General features: G+C 72.6%; 19 protein-coding genes. 10 read left to right on the top strand and 9 right to left on the bottom strand.

Translation table 11 applies throughout. The annotated features are described in order from the left end of the window. The first annotated feature begins 111 nt into the window (after positions 1–111). Both ACRYCC_RS07125 and ACRYCC_RS07120 read left to right on the top strand, forming a co-directional pair. Entirely contained in the window at positions 112–561 is a 450-nt protein-coding gene (locus ACRYCC_RS07125) for a low affinity iron permease family protein (RefSeq protein WP_433809773.1), read from the top strand. Positions 562–671: 110 nt separating this feature from the next. Continuing rightward, positions 672–1,130, top strand: a complete 459-nt coding sequence (locus tag ACRYCC_RS07120; protein WP_433809772.1) for a carboxymuconolactone decarboxylase family protein — start codon at positions 672–674, stop codon at positions 1,128–1,130. A gap of 31 nt (positions 1,131–1,161) precedes the next feature. On the opposite strand, the gene ACRYCC_RS07115 is transcribed toward ACRYCC_RS07120, so the two are convergent. The 4 genes from ACRYCC_RS07115 to ACRYCC_RS07100 form a co-directional block, all read right to left on the bottom strand. Then, a complete protein-coding gene (locus ACRYCC_RS07115) occupies positions 1,162–2,403 on the bottom strand; it encodes an RNA polymerase sigma factor (RefSeq protein WP_433809771.1) in 1,242 nt (413 codons plus the stop codon). A gap of 6 nt (positions 2,404–2,409) precedes the next feature. Continuing rightward, complete coding sequence (locus ACRYCC_RS07110) at positions 2,410–2,817, bottom strand: YciI family protein (protein WP_433809923.1); 408 nt, start codon at positions 2,815–2,817, stop codon at positions 2,410–2,412. A 227-nt stretch (positions 2,818–3,044) separates the two neighbouring features. Next, the gene (locus tag ACRYCC_RS07105) at positions 3,045–4,619 is read right to left on the bottom strand and encodes a S8 family peptidase (protein ID WP_433809770.1); all 1,575 of its coding nucleotides are present in this window, start codon (positions 4,617–4,619) and stop codon (positions 3,045–3,047) included. 363 nt (positions 4,620–4,982) lie between these two features. Continuing rightward, on the bottom strand, positions 4,983–6,455 hold the full coding sequence (locus ACRYCC_RS07100; protein ID WP_433809769.1) for a pyridoxal phosphate-dependent decarboxylase family protein: 1,473 nt from the start codon (positions 6,453–6,455) through the stop codon (positions 4,983–4,985). A gap of 233 nt (positions 6,456–6,688) precedes the next feature. On the opposite strand from ACRYCC_RS07100, the gene ACRYCC_RS07095 reads away from it, so the two are divergent. The 4 genes from ACRYCC_RS07095 (at position 6,689) to ACRYCC_RS07080 (ending at position 9,682) form a co-directional block, all read left to right on the top strand. Further along, positions 6,689–7,531, top strand: a complete 843-nt coding sequence (locus ACRYCC_RS07095) for a SigB/SigF/SigG family RNA polymerase sigma factor (RefSeq protein ID WP_433809768.1) — start codon at positions 6,689–6,691, stop codon at positions 7,529–7,531. Between the two features lie 133 nt (positions 7,532–7,664). Next, entirely contained in the window at positions 7,665–8,123 is a 459-nt protein-coding gene (locus ACRYCC_RS07090; RefSeq protein WP_433809767.1) for a phage holin family protein, read from the top strand. Further along, positions 8,120–8,725, top strand: coding sequence for a DUF3618 domain-containing protein (locus ACRYCC_RS07085; RefSeq protein WP_433809766.1), 606 nt, complete (start codon positions 8,120–8,122; stop codon positions 8,723–8,725). The genes ACRYCC_RS07090 and ACRYCC_RS07085 overlap by 4 nt, the downstream gene beginning before the upstream one ends. Before the next feature lie 108 nt (positions 8,726–8,833). Next, positions 8,834–9,682 (top strand): SDR family oxidoreductase, encoded by an 849-nt coding sequence (locus ACRYCC_RS07080; protein WP_433809765.1) that lies wholly within the window; start codon positions 8,834–8,836, stop codon positions 9,680–9,682. A gap of 49 nt (positions 9,683–9,731) precedes the next feature. Here ACRYCC_RS07080 and ACRYCC_RS07075 read toward each other — a convergent pair whose 3' ends face one another. After that, complete coding sequence (locus ACRYCC_RS07075) at positions 9,732–10,577, bottom strand: NAD(P)H-binding protein (RefSeq protein WP_433809764.1); 846 nt, start codon at positions 10,575–10,577, stop codon at positions 9,732–9,734. A 116-nt stretch (positions 10,578–10,693) separates the two neighbouring features. On the opposite strand from ACRYCC_RS07075, the gene ACRYCC_RS07070 reads away from it, so the two are divergent. After that, a complete protein-coding gene (locus ACRYCC_RS07070) occupies positions 10,694–11,302 on the top strand; it encodes a TetR/AcrR family transcriptional regulator (RefSeq protein ID WP_433809763.1) in 609 nt (202 codons plus the stop codon). On the opposite strand, the gene ACRYCC_RS07065 is transcribed toward ACRYCC_RS07070, so the two are convergent. The 4 genes from ACRYCC_RS07065 to ACRYCC_RS07050 form a co-directional block, all read right to left on the bottom strand. Next, complete coding sequence (locus ACRYCC_RS07065; protein ID WP_433809762.1) at positions 11,291–12,040, bottom strand: hypothetical protein; 750 nt, start codon at positions 12,038–12,040, stop codon at positions 11,291–11,293. The two genes, ACRYCC_RS07070 and ACRYCC_RS07065, sit on opposite strands and share 12 nt — an antisense overlap. Positions 12,041–12,043: 3 nt before the next feature. After that, entirely contained in the window at positions 12,044–12,553 is a 510-nt protein-coding gene (locus ACRYCC_RS07060) for a SigE family RNA polymerase sigma factor (protein ID WP_433809761.1), read from the bottom strand. 93 nt (positions 12,554–12,646) lie between these two features. Beyond that, the gene (locus ACRYCC_RS07055) at positions 12,647–13,582 is read right to left on the bottom strand and encodes a hypothetical protein (protein WP_433809760.1); all 936 of its coding nucleotides are present in this window, start codon (positions 13,580–13,582) and stop codon (positions 12,647–12,649) included. A gap of 83 nt (positions 13,583–13,665) precedes the next feature. Then, entirely contained in the window at positions 13,666–15,249 is a 1,584-nt protein-coding gene (locus ACRYCC_RS07050; protein WP_433809759.1) for an FAD-dependent oxidoreductase, read from the bottom strand. 196 nt (positions 15,250–15,445) lie between these two features. On the opposite strand from ACRYCC_RS07050, the gene ACRYCC_RS07045 reads away from it, so the two are divergent. The 3 genes from ACRYCC_RS07045 to ACRYCC_RS07035 all read left to right on the top strand — a co-directional run bounded on the left by ACRYCC_RS07045 (position 15,446) and on the right by ACRYCC_RS07035 (position 18,432). Then, positions 15,446–16,543: a LacI family DNA-binding transcriptional regulator gene (locus tag ACRYCC_RS07045; RefSeq protein ID WP_433809758.1), complete on the top strand. Its 1,098-nt coding sequence runs from the start codon at positions 15,446–15,448 to the stop codon at positions 16,541–16,543. A 12-nt stretch (positions 16,544–16,555) separates the two neighbouring features. Further along, the gene (locus tag ACRYCC_RS07040) at positions 16,556–17,431 is read left to right on the top strand and encodes a shikimate dehydrogenase family protein (RefSeq protein ID WP_433809757.1); all 876 of its coding nucleotides are present in this window, start codon (positions 16,556–16,558) and stop codon (positions 17,429–17,431) included. Between the two features lie 125 nt (positions 17,432–17,556). After that, a complete protein-coding gene (locus ACRYCC_RS07035; RefSeq protein WP_433809756.1) occupies positions 17,557–18,432 on the top strand; it encodes an FAD binding domain-containing protein in 876 nt (291 codons plus the stop codon).

The following is an 18,432-nucleotide window of genomic DNA, read 5'->3' as shown; positions in this document are numbered from 1 at the left end:
AGGCGCCCACGGTGCGCAGCGAACACCACGGCCGACACCACGGCCGACCCGCATGATTGACGGCCTCCGGGGCACGCCTTACAGCCGTAACCCGGAGAAAGGCATACAAATATGAGCACAGCCGCTGATACCGAGCCAGAACCGACGACCACTGAAGCCGCCGGCCGCCCCGCCAGGACCAGGGACGTCCTGCAGGGCGCCGGGGAGGACGTCCGCCATCACGGCAAGGAACGGTTCTCCCGCCTGGCGCGGAGACTGACGGCGTGGGCCGGATCGGTGGTTCCCGCCGCGATCAGCGCGTTGTTCGTCGTCGTCTGGCTGGTCCTGGGGGTGTTCACCGGGTTCCCGCACTGGTGGCAGGTGGTACTGACCGAGACCTCTGCCGCGATCACTCTGTCGATGGTGTTCGTCATCCAGCACGCCACCAACCGGCAGTCCCATGCCACCGCCCTCAAGCTCGACGAACTGCTCCGCGCGATCGACAAGGCGGGCGACCACGTCGTCGGCATCGAGAACCGGTCCGTGCACGAGCAGGAGGAGCTCGGGCAGGCCGCCTCCTGACGACCCGCGGGAGCCTCTCTCGTCCTCGGTCACATTCGCTCGTCGCGCCGGGTCATGACACCGACCGGAAACGCGGCCGAGGTGAGGCCGAGGTAAGAGGGAGAACACTCATGGAAGCACGGATGGGCCACCCGGCGATGGTGGTGCCCGGCGCGATGAAGGCCCTGGTGGCCCTGTCGGAGTCGGCGGAGAGGATCGGCCTGCCGAAGCAGCTGCTCGACCTCGTCCACCTGCGCGCGAGCCAGATCAACGGCTGCGGGGTCTGCGTCGACATGCACGCTCGCGACCTGAACAAGGCGGGTGAGTCCGCCGAGCGCCTCCTCGCGGTGGCGGCCTGGCGGGACACGCCGTACTTCACCGAGGCCGAACGCGCCGGGCTCGCGCTGACCGAGGCCGTCACCCGGCTCGGCGACCGGGCGGACCCGGTGCCGGACGAGATCTGGGCCGAGGCCGCCCGGCACTACGACGAGCGGGAACTCGCGGCCCTGCTCATCTCCATCGCCTCCGTCAACGCCTGGAACCGGCTCAACGCCGCCACCAGGCAGGTGGCGGGCACGGCCTGGAGCTGAGCGGTCCGGGGCGCCGCCGGCGGCGGACGGCTCACTGGTCGCCGGTCAGGCGGGCGGCTCTGGCGTGGAGGTAGCGCTGGTGCGGAAAGCTGGTCGTCCGCCCGGCCGCGGCCAGGTAGGACTCCCGCGCCCCGGCGCGGTCACCGGCCATCTCCAGCAGGTGCGCGCGGACGGCGTGCAGCCGGTGGTCTCCGGCGATCCGCTCGTCGGCCTCCAGCCCGCCGAGCAGGTCGAGGCCCGCGTGCGCGCCCCTGGCCATGGCCACCGCGACGGCGTGGTTCAGCCTCACCACGGGATTGTCGGAGATCCGCAGCAGCAGCTCGTACAGTGCCGTGATCTGAGGCCAGTCGGTCGCCTCGGCGCCCGGCGCCTCGTCGTGCAGGGCGGCGATCGCCGCCTGGAGCTGGTACGGGCCGGTGGCTCCCCGGGGCAGCGCGCCGGTGACGAGCGCCACGCCCTCGGCGATCCGGCCGGCGTGCCACAGCCGCCGGTCCTGCTCGGCCATCGGGATCAACGCGCCGTCCGGCCCCGTCCGCGCCGGCCGGCGTGCGTCGGTGAGCAGCATGAGCGCGAGCAGCCCGGTCACCTCACCGTCGCCGGGCAGGATCCCGTGCACGACGCGGGCCAGCCTGATCGCCTCGGCCGCCAGCTCACCCCGCTGCAGGCTCGGCCCCGACGTACTGGCATAACCCTCGTTGAAGATCAGGTAGAGCACGTGGAGGACCGCGCCGAGCCGTTCCGTGCGCTCCGGGCCCGAGGGCATGCGGAACGGAATGCCGCTGTCCCTGATGCTCTGCTTGGCCCGGCTGATGCGCCGGGTCATGGTCGCCTCCGGCACCAGGAACGCGCGGGCGATCTCGGCCGTGGTCAGCCCGCCGACCGCGCGCAGGGTGAGCGCGATCTGGGACGCCGGTGACAGCGAGGGGTGGCAGCACATGAACAGCAGGATGAGCGTGTCGTCGGCCTCCGCGGCCGGGGCGTCCGCGGCGGGCTCCGGCCGGCCGGGCAGGGCCCAGCCGGCGACGGTGTCCTCACGGCGCCGCCGGGCCTGCTCGCTGCGCAGCAGGTCGGTCAGCCTGCGCGAGGCGACGGTGATCAGCCAGCCGCGCGGGTTATCCGGTAGGCCGTCCTCCGGCCACTGCAGGGCCGCCGCGACCAGCGCCTCCTGCGCCGCGTCCTCGGCCGTGTCGAAATGCCCGTACCGCCGTACCACCGCGCCGAGGACCTGCGGCGCCAGCCGGCGCAGCAGGTCCTCGATGTCGGTGCCGGGCACGTGCGATCAGACGTCCATCTCGGCCCGGGACTCGGCGACCGGCCGTACGTCCACGACGTTGTCCGCGTAGACGCCGCCCGGGCTCGGGCAGTTCGAGATCCGGGCGGCGATCTCGGTCGCCCGGTCGAAGCTCTCGCAGTCCACGATCCAGAACCCGGCGAGGACCTCCTGGGTCTCGGGGTACGGCCCGTCCGTCACGACGGGAACACCGTCCTTCAGCTGGATTCTCCTGGTGTGGACCGGAGCGGTCAGGCCGCGCGTGTCGACGAGCTCCCCGGACTCCACCAGGTCTCCGGTGAACGACTCCATGAACGCGCCCATCGCCGCGACGTCCTCCGCGGACCAGGCAGGCAGATCGCCGGCCTTCCCGGCCAGCGCGTCGTAGTCCCGCTGCGAGCCGTACATCAAGATCATGTACTTCACGATCTCTCCTCTCCTCCGGCACCCGTCGGGTGCCTCTCACCGGAGACGTCGGGACCACGGGCCCGGCCCGGACATCCGCCCGCGACCGGACCGCACCTTGTTCCTCCGATTCTCACACCCGGCCCGGGCGGACGCCCGAGGCGGCGTCGTCTCCCGGATGAGCACGACGGCGTGCCGGTCGAGGTGACCGGCACGCCGTCGCGTGAGGCGGGCGAGGATCAGCGGGTGACCGCCCCCAGGGCGTCGATGATGCCCTTGCCGTAGAACCCGTTGGAGTCCCGCGAGCCCTCACAGGTGTGGGTCGCGGTGACCGTCGCGTACGTCCCGTCCGGCTGGAGCACGTACCGGGTGTAGGTGAAGTCCCTCGGGGTCGGGCAGGCGTGCTCGGTCGCGGTGCCCTGCAGGATCTGCTGCACCTTGTCGGGAGCGAGGGTCCACCCGCCGTGCGAGTCGCGGTGCCCGTACCGGCTGATGATCAGCGCGGCGACGCCCACCGCGTGCGGCGAGGCCATCGACGTGCCCTGCAGGTACTGGTAGTACCCGCAGGTGCCGCCCCGGCAGTCGCGGACGACGAACGGGACGTTCGGCGTGCCGTCGGGGTTGAGCTGACCGCGGGCGCGGGCCAGCGACTCGGGGTAGGCGGCCAGGATCGCCTTGGTCACGTCGCGCTTGCCGTCCGCGGTGTCGTAGGTGTCCCCGCCGGGCGCGGACACGTCGACGTAGCCGTTCCCGTAGTCGGAGTAGTACGACTTGCGGGTGCTGATGCCCAGCGCGGACACCGAGATGACGTCCTTGCCCTCGCTCGGCTCGGAGACGCAGCTCGGCGGGATCGTCCGGGTGTAGGCGACCTCGCCCGGCACGCTGGCGTAGTCGGGGCTGGAGGTGTCGGTGATGGTCTTGGTGTAGTCGGTGGCCCCGTTGCCGGCCGCCGAGACAAGCGTGACACCACGCCGGTGCGCGTAGGCCAGCGCCCGCTCCGAGGCCCTGATCACCGTCCGCTGCTCGGCCTGGTCCTCCGGTGAGTCGGCGGGGTTGTTCGCGCAGTTGAACAGCCACGGGTCGGTGTAGAAGCTCATGTTGACCACGTCGATCCCGGCGTCCGCCGAGTACGTGAGGGCGTCCACCACCGGCTGCAGGAAGAAGTAGCCGGAGTCCTGGCCCGCCCGCACGTTGACCAGCGTGACCTTGGGCGCGACGCCCGCGATGCCGAGCTTGTTGAGCGGGGACGCGATGGTCGACGCGACGTGCGTGCCGTGCTCGTTGTCGTCCTCGTCCACCGGGTCGACGCAGGACGGGTGCTCGCACGGCCCGTCGACCTCGGCGCCGTTGGCGTCCACCGGGATGTCGGTGGTGAAGTTACGGCTCAGGTCGCGGTTGAAGTTGGGCGCGATGTCAGGGTGCGAGCCGTCGATGCCGGTGTCGATGACCCCGACGAGCGTACGGCGGTCGCCCTGTTCGACCCCGTACGAGCCGTTCGCGGTGGCGTGGATCTGCTTCATGTCCCACTGGCGCTCCGACAGCGGCTCTCCCTGCACCTTTCCGCCGGCGGTGCCGCCACCGTCGCGGCCTTCCTTCTCGACGGCGCTGTGCTTGGGCATGGCCACCCGGTTGAGCTTGGGTGCCTTTCCGATGGCCCGGTCCGTCGCGGCGCCCTCGACCGCGGCCTGGCGGCGTGCGGAGCTGAGGAACGTGGTGTTCGCCGAGCGTACGGTGGCCAGCCCGATCGCCGTGTTCTCCCGGACGATCGTCCCTCCCGCGGCCTTCACGGCCGCGTGTGCCTTCTCCAGGGACACGCCTTCCTTATAGAGGACGACATACTCGCTCGTCTGTCCTCGTGCACTGCTCGTACTGCTCGATCCCGCCTGTGCGGGAAACGCGAGCGCCGCCGTGACGGCGGCGCAAGCGGCGAAGACGATGGCGCGCCGCACTGCACACCTCCATGAGAATCCAAGTGCCAGCTAACAATCTGGCAATGGAGACATGAGAGAGGTTCAAGGCATCAAATGTCCAGTACTGAGGTGTGCCAGAGTTTTGGCCGACAACGGCCAAACCTCTACTGGCCGTGATTCGCATGACTTCCGAGGCGTCCCTGTGGTATCAGGCCATCCGCCCGGGAACACCCGAGGTCATGGCCGCACCCCGGTCCCGCGGGCCGGTCAGATGCGGAAGATCGACCCTACGAACTCGGCGAGCAGCCGCTCCTTCAGCGGCCCGGGGAGCGCGTCGAGCAGGGTGAGCACCGGCGCCATCCGGCGCGGCAGCCCGGAGCCCGCGTCCAGCCCGCCGAACTCCAGCACGGCCGCGACCTCCTCCGGCCCGAGCGTGCCCGGGTCGAGGTCGGCGGCGAAGGCCGCCACCGCCGGGTCGACCGCCACCGGGGGAAGCGCCCGCGCCGCGGCGAGCGCCTGCTCCAGATCGGCCAGCAGCGCGTCGATCCGGTCGACGGTGGCCGGGGTGAGGGTCAGGTGCAGATTGGGCGGCAGGTCGTCGAAGGAGAGCTGCGGCTGCAGATACCAGCCGCGTTCGCGCATCTCGTCGGCCAGGTGCAGGACCAGGCTCAGGTCTGGCCGGCCGGACCCGTCCCGCACGGTGAAGGCCACCAGGCCGGCCGACGGCTCGCCGAGCACCCGCAGGCCGGGGGTACCGTGCAGCGCCGCGAGGAGACGGTCGGAGGCGGCGCCCACCCGCTCCGCCAGCGCGACGTACCCGTCCTCGCCGATCGCCTGCAGCACGGCCCAGGCCTGGGCGAGCAGGCCGGCCGACTTGGTGCCCTGCACGGTGGGGTTGACCACGGGGTAGCCGGGCCAGCCGGCGTGCGCGAAGTACTGGTACCGGCGGAGCTCGGCGTCGCGGTAGAGCACCACGGAGGCGCCCTTGTCGGCGTAACCGTACTTGTGCAGGTCGACCGAGAGCGAGGTGACACCGGGCACGGTGAGATCGAAGGCGGGCACCTTGCGGCCGGTACGACGCAGGTAGGGCAGGATCCAGCCGCCGATGCAGGCGTCCACATGGCACAGGATCCCGCGTTCGGCGGCGCTCGCCGCGATCTCCTCGACGGGGTCGATGACCCCGTGCGCGTACGACGGGGCGGAGGCCACCACCAGGACCGTACGATCCGTCATCGCGGCGGTGAGGGCCTCGGGACGGGCGCGGTAGGTGCCCGGGTCGACGGGGACGACGACGGGCCGCACGCCGAGGTAGGCGGCGGCCTTGTGGAAGGCGGCGTGGGCGGTGGCGGGCAGCACCAGCTCGGGCGCGGTCACCCCGCGGGTGGCCCGGGCCTGGTCGCGGGCGGTCTTCACGGCGAGCAGGATGCTCTCGGTGCCGCCGCTGGTGAACGTGCCCTGCGCGCCGGGTGCCCCGAGCAGGGCGGCGGCCGTGCGGACCAGGTCGTTCTCCAGGCGGGCGACGCTGGGGAAGACCGTCATGTCCAGCCCGTTGACGGTGGCGTAGACCGCGTAGGCGTCCGCGGCGAGTTCATCGAGGCCGTCCAGCCCCGCGTCGTAGACGTAGGCGAACGTGCGGCCGCCACGGGTCGGCGCGTCACCGGAACGCAGGGCCCGGAGTTCGGCGAGGATCTCGGCGGCGGCGCGGCCGGGGGGCGGCGCCGCGTGACGGTCGGCAGGCATGGCGGGCTCGTCCTCGGTGGATATGGGGGGAATCAGACAGGGTTTCTCATCGTAGCGACGGCCCCGCTCCGGCTGACCTGGACCTTCGGCCGCGGCCGCCCGCCCTGGGCCTCGACGGGTTGCGCGACTCGCCGCTCTGAGGGACTCTGAGGGCAGGGTAAAGAAGCTGCCCTGACCTTGCGGCTTGCCATCAGCGGTGCGCCGCCGCAGTCATCCGAGGGGAATCTCCCGTCATGGTCTCGCAGCTTCCGCCCGATTCCGCGTTCCCCGTCCCGGCGTCAGAGCCGGTGAGCCAGGTCGCCCCCGCCGGTGAGCCGCTGCCGCCCCCGGAGGGGCGGGCCGAGGCGCTGCTGGCCGAGATGGCCGCCCTCCCGGAGGGCGACCGGCGCCGGGAGCGCCTGCGCACCGAGCTCGTCGAGGCGCACACCTGGTTCGTCCGCAGCCTCGCCCGCCGGTACGCCGGCCGGGGCGAACCGCTGGAGGACATCGAGCAGGCCGGGCTGCTGGGGCTCATCAACGCGATCGACCGGTTCGATCCGCAGCGAGGTGAACGGTTTCTCGCCTACGCCGCCTCCATGGTCAGCGGGGAGGTCAAGCATCACTTCCGGGACCGCACCTGGCTCATCCGGGTGCCGCGCCGGCTGCAGGAACTGCGCATCACCATGCGGGAGACGATCCGGGAGTTCACCAACGCCCATGGGCGCGCCCCGACCGTGGCGGAGATCGCCACGCTGCTGGAGATCACCGAGGAGGAGGTCATCGACGTCATCGGCGCCACCGACGCCTACCAGCCGGCCTCCCTCGACACCCCGGTCGGCGAGGCCGACGGGCGCACCCTGGGCGACATGCTCGACTCCGACGACGACGGCGTGACCGGCATCGTCGACCAGGCCGCGCTGCGACCGCTCCTGGACCGGCTCCCCGACCGGGACCGCACCATCGTGCTGCTGCGCTTCTGGGGAAACCAGACCCAGTCGCGGATCGCCGAGCAGCTCGGGATCTCCCAGATGCACGTCTCCCGGCTCCTGTCCCGCAGCCTGGCCTACCTGCGCACCGAACTTCTCAAGGACGCGTGAGCCGTGGGCGGTCCACCGCAGGCCAGGCCGCGGAGCCCGGACCGCCGTGGGGCGGCTCGATTAGGGGCCGTACTGGCGGGAAGGGCGTAAAGGAGATGCTCACAGGCCAGTCGAGCGGGGGGAGATGAGCGAAATGGGTGCACGAGAGCCGACAACCGGGATCCAGGGGCGGGACTTCGGCCGGACGGCGCGCAGGCCGGGGGCGACCCCGGACGCGGGGGTCGGCGAGCTGGTCAACCGGGCCTCCCAGCAGATCTCCGAGCTGATCCGGGCCGAGCTGCGGCTGGCCGTGGCCGAGATCAAGGGCAAGGGCCGCCACGCGGGCTTCGGCGCGGGACTGTTCGGCGGCGCCGGGGTGGTCGCCGCGTACGGGGGCGGAGCCGTCGTCGCGGCCGTCATCGCGGCGCTGGCGCTGGCGATGCCGGTCTGGGCCGCGGCGCTCATCGTGGGGGTGGTCCTGCTGGTCATCGCCGGGATCCTGGGGCTGACGGGCCGCAAGCAGCTCTCCCAGGCGCTCCCGCCGATCCCCGAGCAGGCGGCCGACAGCGCCAAGGCCGACATCCATGAGATCAGAGAGAGGGCACATCGATGAGCACTTCCTCCACCCCGTCCCGGGGCACCGGTGAACCGACCAAGGGCGGGACCCCCCGGTCCGGAGAGCCGCAGGAGACCGAACGCCTGCGGGAGGACATCGCGGCGACCCGCGCGGAGCTGGGCGACACCGTCGAGGCCCTGGCGGCCAAGGGCGACGTCAAGGCCCGCGCCAAGGGCAAGGTGGCCGAGGTGAAGGCCGCGGCGGGCGAGCAGGCGGGCCAGGCCGCGCAGACCGCGAAGATCAAGGCGGCGGAGGCCGGCCGGCAGGTGCACGACAAGATCTCCGACGTCACCGCCAAGGCGAAGGAGACGACGGGCTCGCCGCAGGCGGCACGGGTGGCGCGCCTGTCCGGTGCCGCGGCCGCGGTCGCGGCGGGTGCGGCGCTGGTCTGGGCGTGGCGCCGCCGGGTCCGCCGTAACGTCAGCCCGTGGCAGCGCGCGGCCCGCGCGGCCAAGTCCCAGCTGAAGACCGTACGCGGGGGCGCGAGGACGCAGGCCGAGGTCGCCCGCCGTCAGGTCCAGCGGCAGGCCAAGGCGGGGGTCACCACCGCGAAGGCCCGGGCCAAGGCCGCCAGGGTCAGGGCGAAGCACCTGCGGTGACCCGGCCTCCCGTGGCGGGCCGCGGGGGCGCCCCCCCGGGGGGTGCCCCGGCCCCCGGTGGGGGGCGCGGGGGGCGCCCGCCACGGGTCGGATATCGAGGAGGGACTGATGGGAGAGCGACCCGCACAGAGCCAGGAGTATCCAGGGCGCACCGGCGAGATGACGCCCGAGCCCCAGGACGAGATGCGCGACTACACCGGGCGCGGCCTTCTCGAGGGCAGGCGTGCCCTGGTCACCGGTGGTGATTCCGGTATCGGGCGGGCGGTGTCGGTCGCCTTCGCGAAGGAGGGCGCCGACGTCGCGATCACCTACCTCAGCGAGGACTCCGATGCCCAGCACACCGCCAAACTCGTCGAGCAGGAAGGCCGCCGGTGCCTGAGCCTCGGCGGGGACCTCGCCGAGGAGCGGCACTGCCGCGAAGTGGTCGCCCATGCCGCACGGGAGTTCGGCGGCCTCGATCTGCTGGTGTTGCACCACGGCACCCAGGAGCCGGTCAAGGACCTGCGCGAGATCGGCACCGACCAGCTGCGCCGCACCTTCGACGTCAACGTGCTCAGCATGTTCTGGCTCGTACAGGCCGCCCTCGACCACCTGGGCGAGGGCTCCTCCATCATCCTGACCGGCTCCATCAACGGGCTGCGCGGCAACAAATCCCTCATCGACTACGCCGCCAGCAAGGCGGCCGTGATGAACTTCGCCCAGTCCCTGGCACAGCACCTCATGGAGCGCCGGATCAGGGTCAACTGCGTCGCGCCGGGGCCCGTATGGACTCCGCTGATCCCGGCGACCTTCGACGAGGAGAAGGTGGAGAAGTTCGGCGGGCAGGCCCCCATGGGCCGCGCGGCCCAGCCCGACGAGATCGCGCCCTCCTACGTCTTCCTCGCCGCCGACCGGCTGTCCTCTTATTACACCGGCCAGAACCTGGTGCCCGCCGGAGGCGAGATCCACCCCGGCTGACCAGGGGCCTCCGGTGCCCCCGGACCGGCGGAACCTCACCCCCGGCGGGTCAGCTGAAGGCGGCGACGTTGCGGACCGCCCATTCGGCGAACGTACGGGGCGGGCGGCCGAGGACCCGCTCGACGTCGGGACTGATCCGCTGCTCGGCGGGCGTGGGCTCGCCCATGATGGCGAGGGTGGTCTCGACCACGGCCTCGGGCATGAACTGCAGCATCTGCGCGCGGGCCTCCTCGCGGGTCTGCTCGGCGAACCGGATCGGCTCACCGAGCGCGTCGCCGATCGCCTCGGCTCGTTGCCGGGGCGTGCTGAGGGCGGGCCCGGTCAACTCGTAGACCTGCCCGGCGTGACCGTCCTCGCGCAGCGCCACGGCGGCGACCTCGCCGACGTCCGCCGGGTCGACGAACGGCAGCCCGGTGTCGCCGAACGGTGCGGCGGCCGTACGCCGTTCGCGGATCGTCCCGGCCCACGCGAAGGCGTTGGAGTCGAAGCCACCGGGCCGCAGGATCGTCCAGTCCATCCCCGACCGCCGGACGGCGTCCTCGAGGGACCGCCCGGTGCCCCCATGGGAGGACGACCGCGGCCGGGTGACGACTCCCTGGGAGGACAGCAGGACGATCCGCCGGACGCCGCCGGCCTTCGCCACGTCGAGGATGTCCTGCGGGCTCAGCAGGTGGGCACCGGCACCGCCGTCGTGCAGGAACACCGCGTCAGCGCCGTCGAGAGCGGGCCGCAGGCTCTCCGGAGCGGCCAGATCCGCCTGCCGGTGCCGGACGCCCTCCGGCACCGCCGCGCCCGAGACCCCGCGCGACACCGCCAGCACCCGCTCACCGGCCGCCGCGAGTGCCGTTACCAGCGGCCGGCCCACGTTGCCGGTCGCTCCCGTCACTACGATCATGAACTTCTCCCCATCGATTGCGGTCACTCACGCCGGGAGCTTTCTCCCGACTGAGTTAGTTGACTAACTGAAGACGACCATAGCCATCCGGACCACCCCTGTCTATAGTTAGTCAGGTGACTGACTCGAATGATGGCGAGCGCGCCCCGGTCGCCACGAGACGGGGCAAACGGGAGCGGCTGACCGCCGCCGCGGTGCGGATGCTGCATGAGCAGGGCGTCGAGAAGACCACGCTCGCCGACATCGCACGGGCGGCCGACGTCCCCGTGGGCAACGTCTACTACTACTTCAAGACCAAGGACGACCTCGTCGAGGCGGCCATCGACGCGCACGCGCAGGGCCTCCGGGCAGTGCTCGCCTCACTCGACGAGCTCCCCACCCCGCAGGACCGGCTGAAGACGCTCATCGGCGGCTGGGTAGGGCAACGCGACCTCGCCGCGCGGTTCGGCTGCCCCACCGGCACCCTCTGCTCGGAGCTCGACAAACGCGCCGACGGCCTCGACCGCACCGCCGCCAAGGTCATGCAGGGCCTGATCGACTGGGCCGAGCAACAGTTCCGTTCGATGGGCCGGAGCGACTCCCGCGACCTCGCGGTGGCGCTGATCGCCGCCTACCAGGGGATCTCGCTGCTCACCAACACCTTCCGCGACCCCGAGCTCATGACCCGTGAAGGCGACCGGCTGGAACGCTGGATCGACTCGCTCGGACGGCCGTCAGGAGCCTAGCCGGACACCACCCGCGATCCGTGGCAGCCGGTCGTTCAGCGCTCGGCTCACCACCACGACCACGCCCACTCCGGGTCGTTCGATCCAGACCGTCCGGCCGCCGCCGTCGGGGCTCCGCACGCTGAGCGCCTGGTGGCCGTGCACCGTCGTGTGCCGGGCCAGCGCGGAGGCGACGCCGAGCTCCTCGGGGCGGGTCAGCGAGGGGGCCCGGACGACGTCGACCGTGAACCAGTCGGTCCCGTGGGACCAGCGGCAGGTGGTGCTCGGCCGTCCCGCGGTCCCGCCGGGCAGGCAGGGACCGGCCGGCTTCAGACCGGGCGGCAGGTAGGTGACCCACGACGACGGGCTCGACAACTCCGGGCGGCCGGAAGGCTTCGGCTGGTGGCCGCCCTGCGGGCCCCCCGTGGCCGCGGGCGCCGGTACGCCCGCCGGCCCCGTGGGCGAGGGCGCGGCCGGGGTGACCCCCGCCGCCGGCGGCCGTGCCCGCTCCGGGGACGGGCCGGCCGGCCGGTGGGTCGGCAACCGCCGCTCACCTCCGGCCGGGGTGGCCTTGACCGCGTGATACGTCGGCGCCGCCACCGCGACCGCCGCCCCGGCGGCGACCACGGCCACCGTCGTCCGGATGCGGACGACCCTGCGATGGTGCCGCCGGCTCACCGCCGTGGCGAGTTCCTCCGGAGCCTTCGCTCCGTCCAGGTGCTCGGCCATGGCCAGCCGCAGTTCCCTCTCCAGGTCCATCGCTCACCTCCCCGTGGGTGTCAAGTTGACGTCGAGCCGTTCTCTGAGCCTGGCCAGCCCCCGGGAGGCCTGGCTCTTCACGGTGCCGACCGAGCAGCCGAGCACCTTGGCGATCTCTATTTCCGAGAGATCCTCCCAGTAGCGGAGCACCAGCACCGCCCGCTGGCGAGGTCCCAGGTGCCGTAGTCCGTCCATGAGCTCGGCGCGCAGTTCCACGGCGTGGATCGGCGCCACGGTCGGCACCTCCGGCGGCTTGGCCATGTGGATCTCCCGGAGGACCTTCCACCGGCGGGCCCGGCTGATCAGCAGATTGACCAGGATCCGCTTGACGTACGGCTCGGGATCGGTGTCGCCGTCCAGCCGGCCCCAGTGCCGGTAGGCCTTCTCCAGCGCCGTCTGCAGGGCATCCTCGGCATCCTGCCGGGAGTTGCACATCAACAGGGCGGTGTACATGAGCGCGGTGCCACGCTCCGCCACGAACCTGACGAACGACTCGTCATCCCGCCTCCGCATATCGCTCTCCTCGAGCCTGTCCCGCCTTACGCACCGATACGCCGACCCCCCGGCCGCGGGCGGCCCCCGCTCAGCGGCCGCCCGCGGCCCTCGTCAGCCGGCGGTCCGCTGCAGGCGGGCGACGATGTCCTGCAGCCGGGGCCGGTAGGCCGGGCTGGCGACGACGAACAGCGCCGTGCCGGGCCGGGGCGACCAGATGACACCGCTGCCCTGCGCCTGCCCCGAGCCCAGCGGCGACTCCCAGACCGTAGTGCCGCCCACGCTGACCGGCTGGGCTTCGGGCAATTTGATCGCCTGCCGGACCTGGTCCAGGGAGGCCTCCCCCGTGAACCGCTCCAGCCGGATCCACTGGCCCGTGCGGTCCTTCCAGGTCTGCGCGACCTCACAGATCTTCCGGCCCTGGAAGGTGTGGCTGTGCGTGCGGGCCGAGTCGTAGCGCAGCCCGATCGGGAGGGCCAGCGACCGCACGGCCCCGCTCACCTGCACGGCCGACGGCACCTGGGAGCAGTCGAGCTTCGGCATGGCCGGGACCTCGGGCCCGGGCACCGCCGGGGCCGGGACGGACGTCGGGGCACCGGGCGCCGTCACGCCGCCCGTGGGGACTCCGGCCGGCACCTTGCCCAGGCAGGGGGCGGCCGGGGCCTGCGAGGGCACCCCGGCCGGCAGGTGGCCGGGGACCTTCACCGCCGGCCGGGACGTGGGAACGGCCGTGGGGACCTTGCCGGCCACCTGCGCCGGGACCTTGTCCGTCACCTGCGCCGGGACCTTGTCCGTCACCTGCGCGGGGACCTTGTCCGCGACCTGCGCGGGCGCCTTGGCGGGGAGCTTCGGCGCCGCGGGGGTGGGCAGGCAGTCCGGGCGGGCGGGCAGCGCCGGCTTCACGGGCACGGACCTCTCCTGGATCGGCCGGCCCTGCGCGGCCGTCACGCCGTCCTGCGAGTAGCCGACCGTGGCGTACGTGACACCACCGGCGGTGACCGTGCCGACCGCCGCCGCCGACACCAAGGCCACCTTGAGGCTGATCATCATATTTCCCTCTCTGCCCATGAACCTTTTGCGCCCGACAAATACGCATGAGGCACCAGGGAGGTTGCGCGCCGGTTCCCTCTTTCTCAGAAACTTTCCGGAGCGCCCGCCAGGCCGGACTCGGCCACCACCCGGAGTGCCTGCGCGGCGATGGTGAGGGCCGGGTTCATGGCAGCCGACGAGGGGAAGAAGCCGCCGTCGACGACCCAGAGGTTGCCGAGGTCATGGGTGCGGCACCAGGGGTCGAGGACGCTGGTGGCCGGATCGGTGCCGGCGACGACCGTCCCGCACTGGTGGCTGTTCATGCTGATGTCGAAGTGCTGGGTGGCGACGGCGTCGTAACCGGCGGCGCGCAGCAGGCGCTTGGCCCGCCGGTGCAGGCGGCGGTGGGTGCCGCGGCCCCGGGCCACCCGTGCCGTCGTGATCGTCCCGGCGGCGTCGACGGTGACGCGGTTGTCCGGTGCGGGCAGGTCCTCGGCCATGACGAGCCATTCGACGCTGCGCCCGGCGATCTGGTCGAGCACGGCGAGCGGGACGCGGGTGGCCCAGCTCTTCATCATGATGCCCTGCACCTTACCGATGAGCTGCATGGTGCCGAGCGGGAAGCCGTCACCCCCGTCGTGGTACCAGTCGTTGACCGACAGGGTCTTCTGGAACGTGACGTCGTTGCGGCGGCCGAGGTCGATCGCGGCGACGTGCGCGTTGTTGTGCATCATGAAGTTCCGGCCGACCTGGTCGGAGGAGTTCGCCAGGCCGCGCGGATGCCGGTCGTCGGCCGAGGCGAGCAGCAGCGCCGCGGACTGCACCGCGCCGGCGGCGAGCACGAAGGCGCGGCCGGTGATGGTGACGGTGCCCTCCGGCCCGTCGGCGACCAGGTGGTCGACGTGCCGGCCCGTGGCGTCGGCGACGATGCGGCGCACCCGTACACCGGTCATCAGCCGGGCGTTGCCGGTGGCGAGGGCGGGGTCGATCGCGCAGATCTCGGCGTCGCTCTTGGCCGCCACCCGGCACGGGAAGCCGTCGCAGGTCCGGCAGCGGACGCACGCTCCGCCATCACCGAGGTCGACTCCCATCGCGTTCGCACTCGGGTGCACGCCCTGGGCGCGCAGGCGGTCGGCGAGGTCGGCGACGTAGGGCTCGTGCTCCAGCGCCGGGTGCGGAAACGGGCTGCTGCGCCACGGCTCGGTGGGATCCTCGCCGGTGGTGCCGTGCACGCGGTAGATCCGCTCCGCCTCGGCGTAGTACGGCTCCAGGTCGGCGTAGCCGAACGGCCAGGCCGGGGACGTGCCCTCGCGGTGTTCGACCGCGGTGAAGTCCCGCTCGCGGAAGCGCGGAAGGCTCGCCCCGTAGACCTTCGTACTGCCGCCCACCACGTGGTGCACGCCCGGCCGGAAGGCCCTGCCGGTCCGGTCGAGCCACCGGTCGGCGGGCCGGTACCGGCGGTCGACGAACACCGCCTGCGGGGACCAGTTCTCCGGCTCCCTGGGCAGCCGGCCACCCCGCTCCAGGACCAGGACGTCCACGCCACGGCGGGCCAGCGCCAGGGCGGTCGTGGCGCCGCCCATCCCCGAGCCGATGACGACGACGTCGGCGCTCGGTCCCCCGCGCCGTCGTACGGGCCTGGCTGCGCGGCGGGGGCCCGCCTCGGCTGCGGATGTCGACTCGGGCACCGGCGCCTCCCGCCTGCGCGGCCCTCAGGGGCCGGTCCTCTCTTGTGTATCGATTAACCGCCGAGCCGTCAATCGCCTCTGCGCCCGCGAAGCCCGATGCTGACCAACTGGGAAATCATCCCCCTTGCCCGGAAAGCAGTCATTTGCCGGGCAGGGTACGGGCTTTAATCGATTAACCGCTGGGTATCCTGACCGGGTGGCCCGCACTTCCGATCAGCCCTCCCTGGCCTCGCTGGCCCGGGCGCTCGGGGTGTCCACGGCGACGATCTCGAACGTCTACAACCGCCCGGAGCGGGTCTCCGAGGAGCTGCGCGCCCGGGTGCTCGCCCAGGCCCAGAAGGTCGGATACACCGGTCCGGACCCGGCCGCGCGGCAACTGCGCCGTGGCCGTTCGGACGCCCTGGGCCTGATCTTCACCGACGAGCTCGCGTTCGCCTTCAACGACCAGGCGTCCGTGGGCTTCCTCTCGGGCGTCGCCGACGCGTGCGCGGACTCCGGCCGCAACCTGCTGCTGATGCCGGCCGGGCCGCCCCGCGGCACGGCGCCGATCAGCGCGGTCAACGCGGCGTCGGTCGACGGCGTCATCGTCTACTCGGTGCCCGACGACGACCCCAGCCTGCACGCCGTGCTGTGCCGCGGCCTGCCCACCGTCGTGGTCGACCAGCCGTCGGCCGTCCCCGGAGCGGACTGGGTGGGCCTGGACGACCGCGCGGCCGCTCGCGAGCTGGCCGTCCACCTGGCCGGGCTCGGTCACCGCCGCATCGGGGTCATCACCTCACGGCTCGGCGAGAGCCGCTACAACGGGCCGGTGGACCAGGCCCGGTGGCGGGCCGCCCGCTACACCGTGCAGCGCGAACGTCTGCACGGGCTCTGCGACGGGTTCGCCGAATTCGGGATCACCGCCACCGCGCTGCCGGTCGAGGAGCGCTTCGAGGCCTCGCACGCCGCCGGCGCCGCCGCCCTGGACGCCCTGCTGAACCGCCATCCGGGCCTGACGGCGGTGTGCTGCCTCGCCGACGTCCTGGCGCTGGGGGCGCTGAGCGCCGCCCGGCGCCGTGGCCTGCACGTTCCCGGCCGGCTCAGCATCACCGGCTTCGACGACATCCCCGAGGCCGCCCGGGAACGGCTGACCACCGTCCATCAGCCGCTCGCCGAGAAGGGCCGCGTGGCGGGAGAGTTCCTGCTGCGCCGGCTGGACCACCCGCAGGGCGGCCGCCGGATGGAGCGGCGCACCCTGCCCACCAGCCTCGAGGTACGGTCCAGCACGGGCCCCTCCTCGGCGCCGTGCCCCTGACCAGGAGGACACATGTCCGAGGCTCCCGGCGGCGGCCGGCCGCTGAACTTCCTCAGCATCCTCACCGGGTGCTTCGCCACCCCGGTCGCGGAGAACCCGACCGTCGCGATGGTCGAGGCGGCCTACCGGCACCACGGCATCGACGCGCGCTACGTCAACTGCGACGTCGCCCCCGAGGCACTGGGCGACGCCGTACGCGGCGCGCATGCGATGGGCTGGGTCGGGTTCAACTGCTCGATCCCGCACAAGGTGGCGGTGATCGAGCATCTCGACGCCCTGGCGGAGTCCGCGGCGATCATCGGTGCGGTGAACTGCGCCGTCCGCCGCGACGACCGGTGGATCGGCGAGAACACCGACGGCCAGGGCTTCCTCACGTCGCTGCGCACCCTGACCGACCCGGCCGGGCAGGACGTCGTGCTGTTCGGCGCGGGCGGCGCCGCGCGGGCGATCGCGGTCGAGACCGCGCTCGCGGGGGCGGCGTCCATCACCGTGGTCAACCGTGGCCCCGCACGGGGCCGGGAGCTCGTCCGGCTCATCGCCGGGAGCACCGCCGCGTCCGCCGTCTACACGCCCTGGGATCAGCACTACCGGATACCGGAGTCGGCGGGCATCGTCGTCAACGCGACCTCGATCGGCCTGTATCCCGACGTCGACGGCCGGCTCGACATCGAGCCGGACAGCCTGCGGCCGCACATGGTCGTCGCCGACGTCATCCCCAACCCTCCGCGCACGCCGTTGCTGCGCGAGGCCGCCCGGCGCGGCTGCACCACCCTGGACGGCCTGGGCATGCTGATCGACCAGGGGCGCATCGGCATCAGGCACTGGACCGGCGTCGACGCCGATCCCGCCGTGATGCGCCGGGCCCTCACCGAGCTGTTCCCCACTTGATCTCCCTTTCGCCCCCTAATAACCCCTTTGTCAGCGAAAGCGGTTAAGTGACTCCTTAGGTTGCTGTTGACACCTTTGCGGTCGCGGCGTCGACTGAGGTCGCGACCACGACCAGGGGGTGCCGCATGCAGGTTCCTGCCCCGTTCGAGTACGAGCGCGCCACGAGCGTCGACCACGCCATCGGCCTGCTGGAGCGGCTGGGAGGCTCGGCCCGGCTGCTGGCGGGCGGCCACAGTCTGCTCCCCATGATGAAGCTCCGGCTGGCCAACCCCGAGTACCTCATCGACATCAACGATCTGCACGCCGAGCTCGGCTACATCCGGGTGGAGCCGGCCCAGGTCCGCATCGGCGCGATGACCCGGCACCGCGAGCTCCTGGAGTCGGACGCGCTCGCGGAGGTGTTCCCGATCTTCCCGGACGCCGAGCGGGTCATCGCCGACCCGGTCGTCCGCAACCGGGGCACCCTGGGCGGCTCGCTGTGCCAGGCCGACCCGTCAGAGGACCTGTCGGCCGTGTGCTCCGCGCTCGCGGCGAGCTGCGTGATCCGGGGCCGGGACGGCGAACGGGTCGTGCCGATGGCGGAGTTCTACCGCGGCCCCTACGAGACGGCGGTCGACGACGGCGAGATGCTGGTCGAGGTACGGATCCCGGTCCGGCCGGGCGGCTCCAGCGCGTACGAGAAGGTCGAGCGACGGGCGGGCGACTGGGCGATCCTGTCCGCCGGGGCGGCCGTCTGGCTGGACGGCGGGGTGATCGCCGACGCCCGGGTCGGCCTCGCCGCCGCGGGCCCGGACGCGACCGGGCTGCCGGCGATCTCCGAGGCGCTGCGCGGCCGGCCACCGTCCGAGGAGCTCTACGAGGAGGCCGGCGACCTCGCCGCGCGCCACTGCGAGCCGGCCGACGACATGCGCGGCAGCGCCGGCTACAAGCGCCACCTCGCCAGGGAACTCACCCGCCGGGCCCTGCGCAGGTCCGTCGCCCGCATCCACGAGAGGGGCTGA

The sequence above is a fragment of the Actinomadura scrupuli genome (assembly GCF_050971785.1).
Taxonomy (GTDB): Bacteria; Actinomycetota; Actinomycetes; order Streptosporangiales; family Streptosporangiaceae; genus Actinomadura_E; species Actinomadura_E scrupuli.
This window is presented reverse-complemented; position numbering and strand designations above follow the sequence as displayed.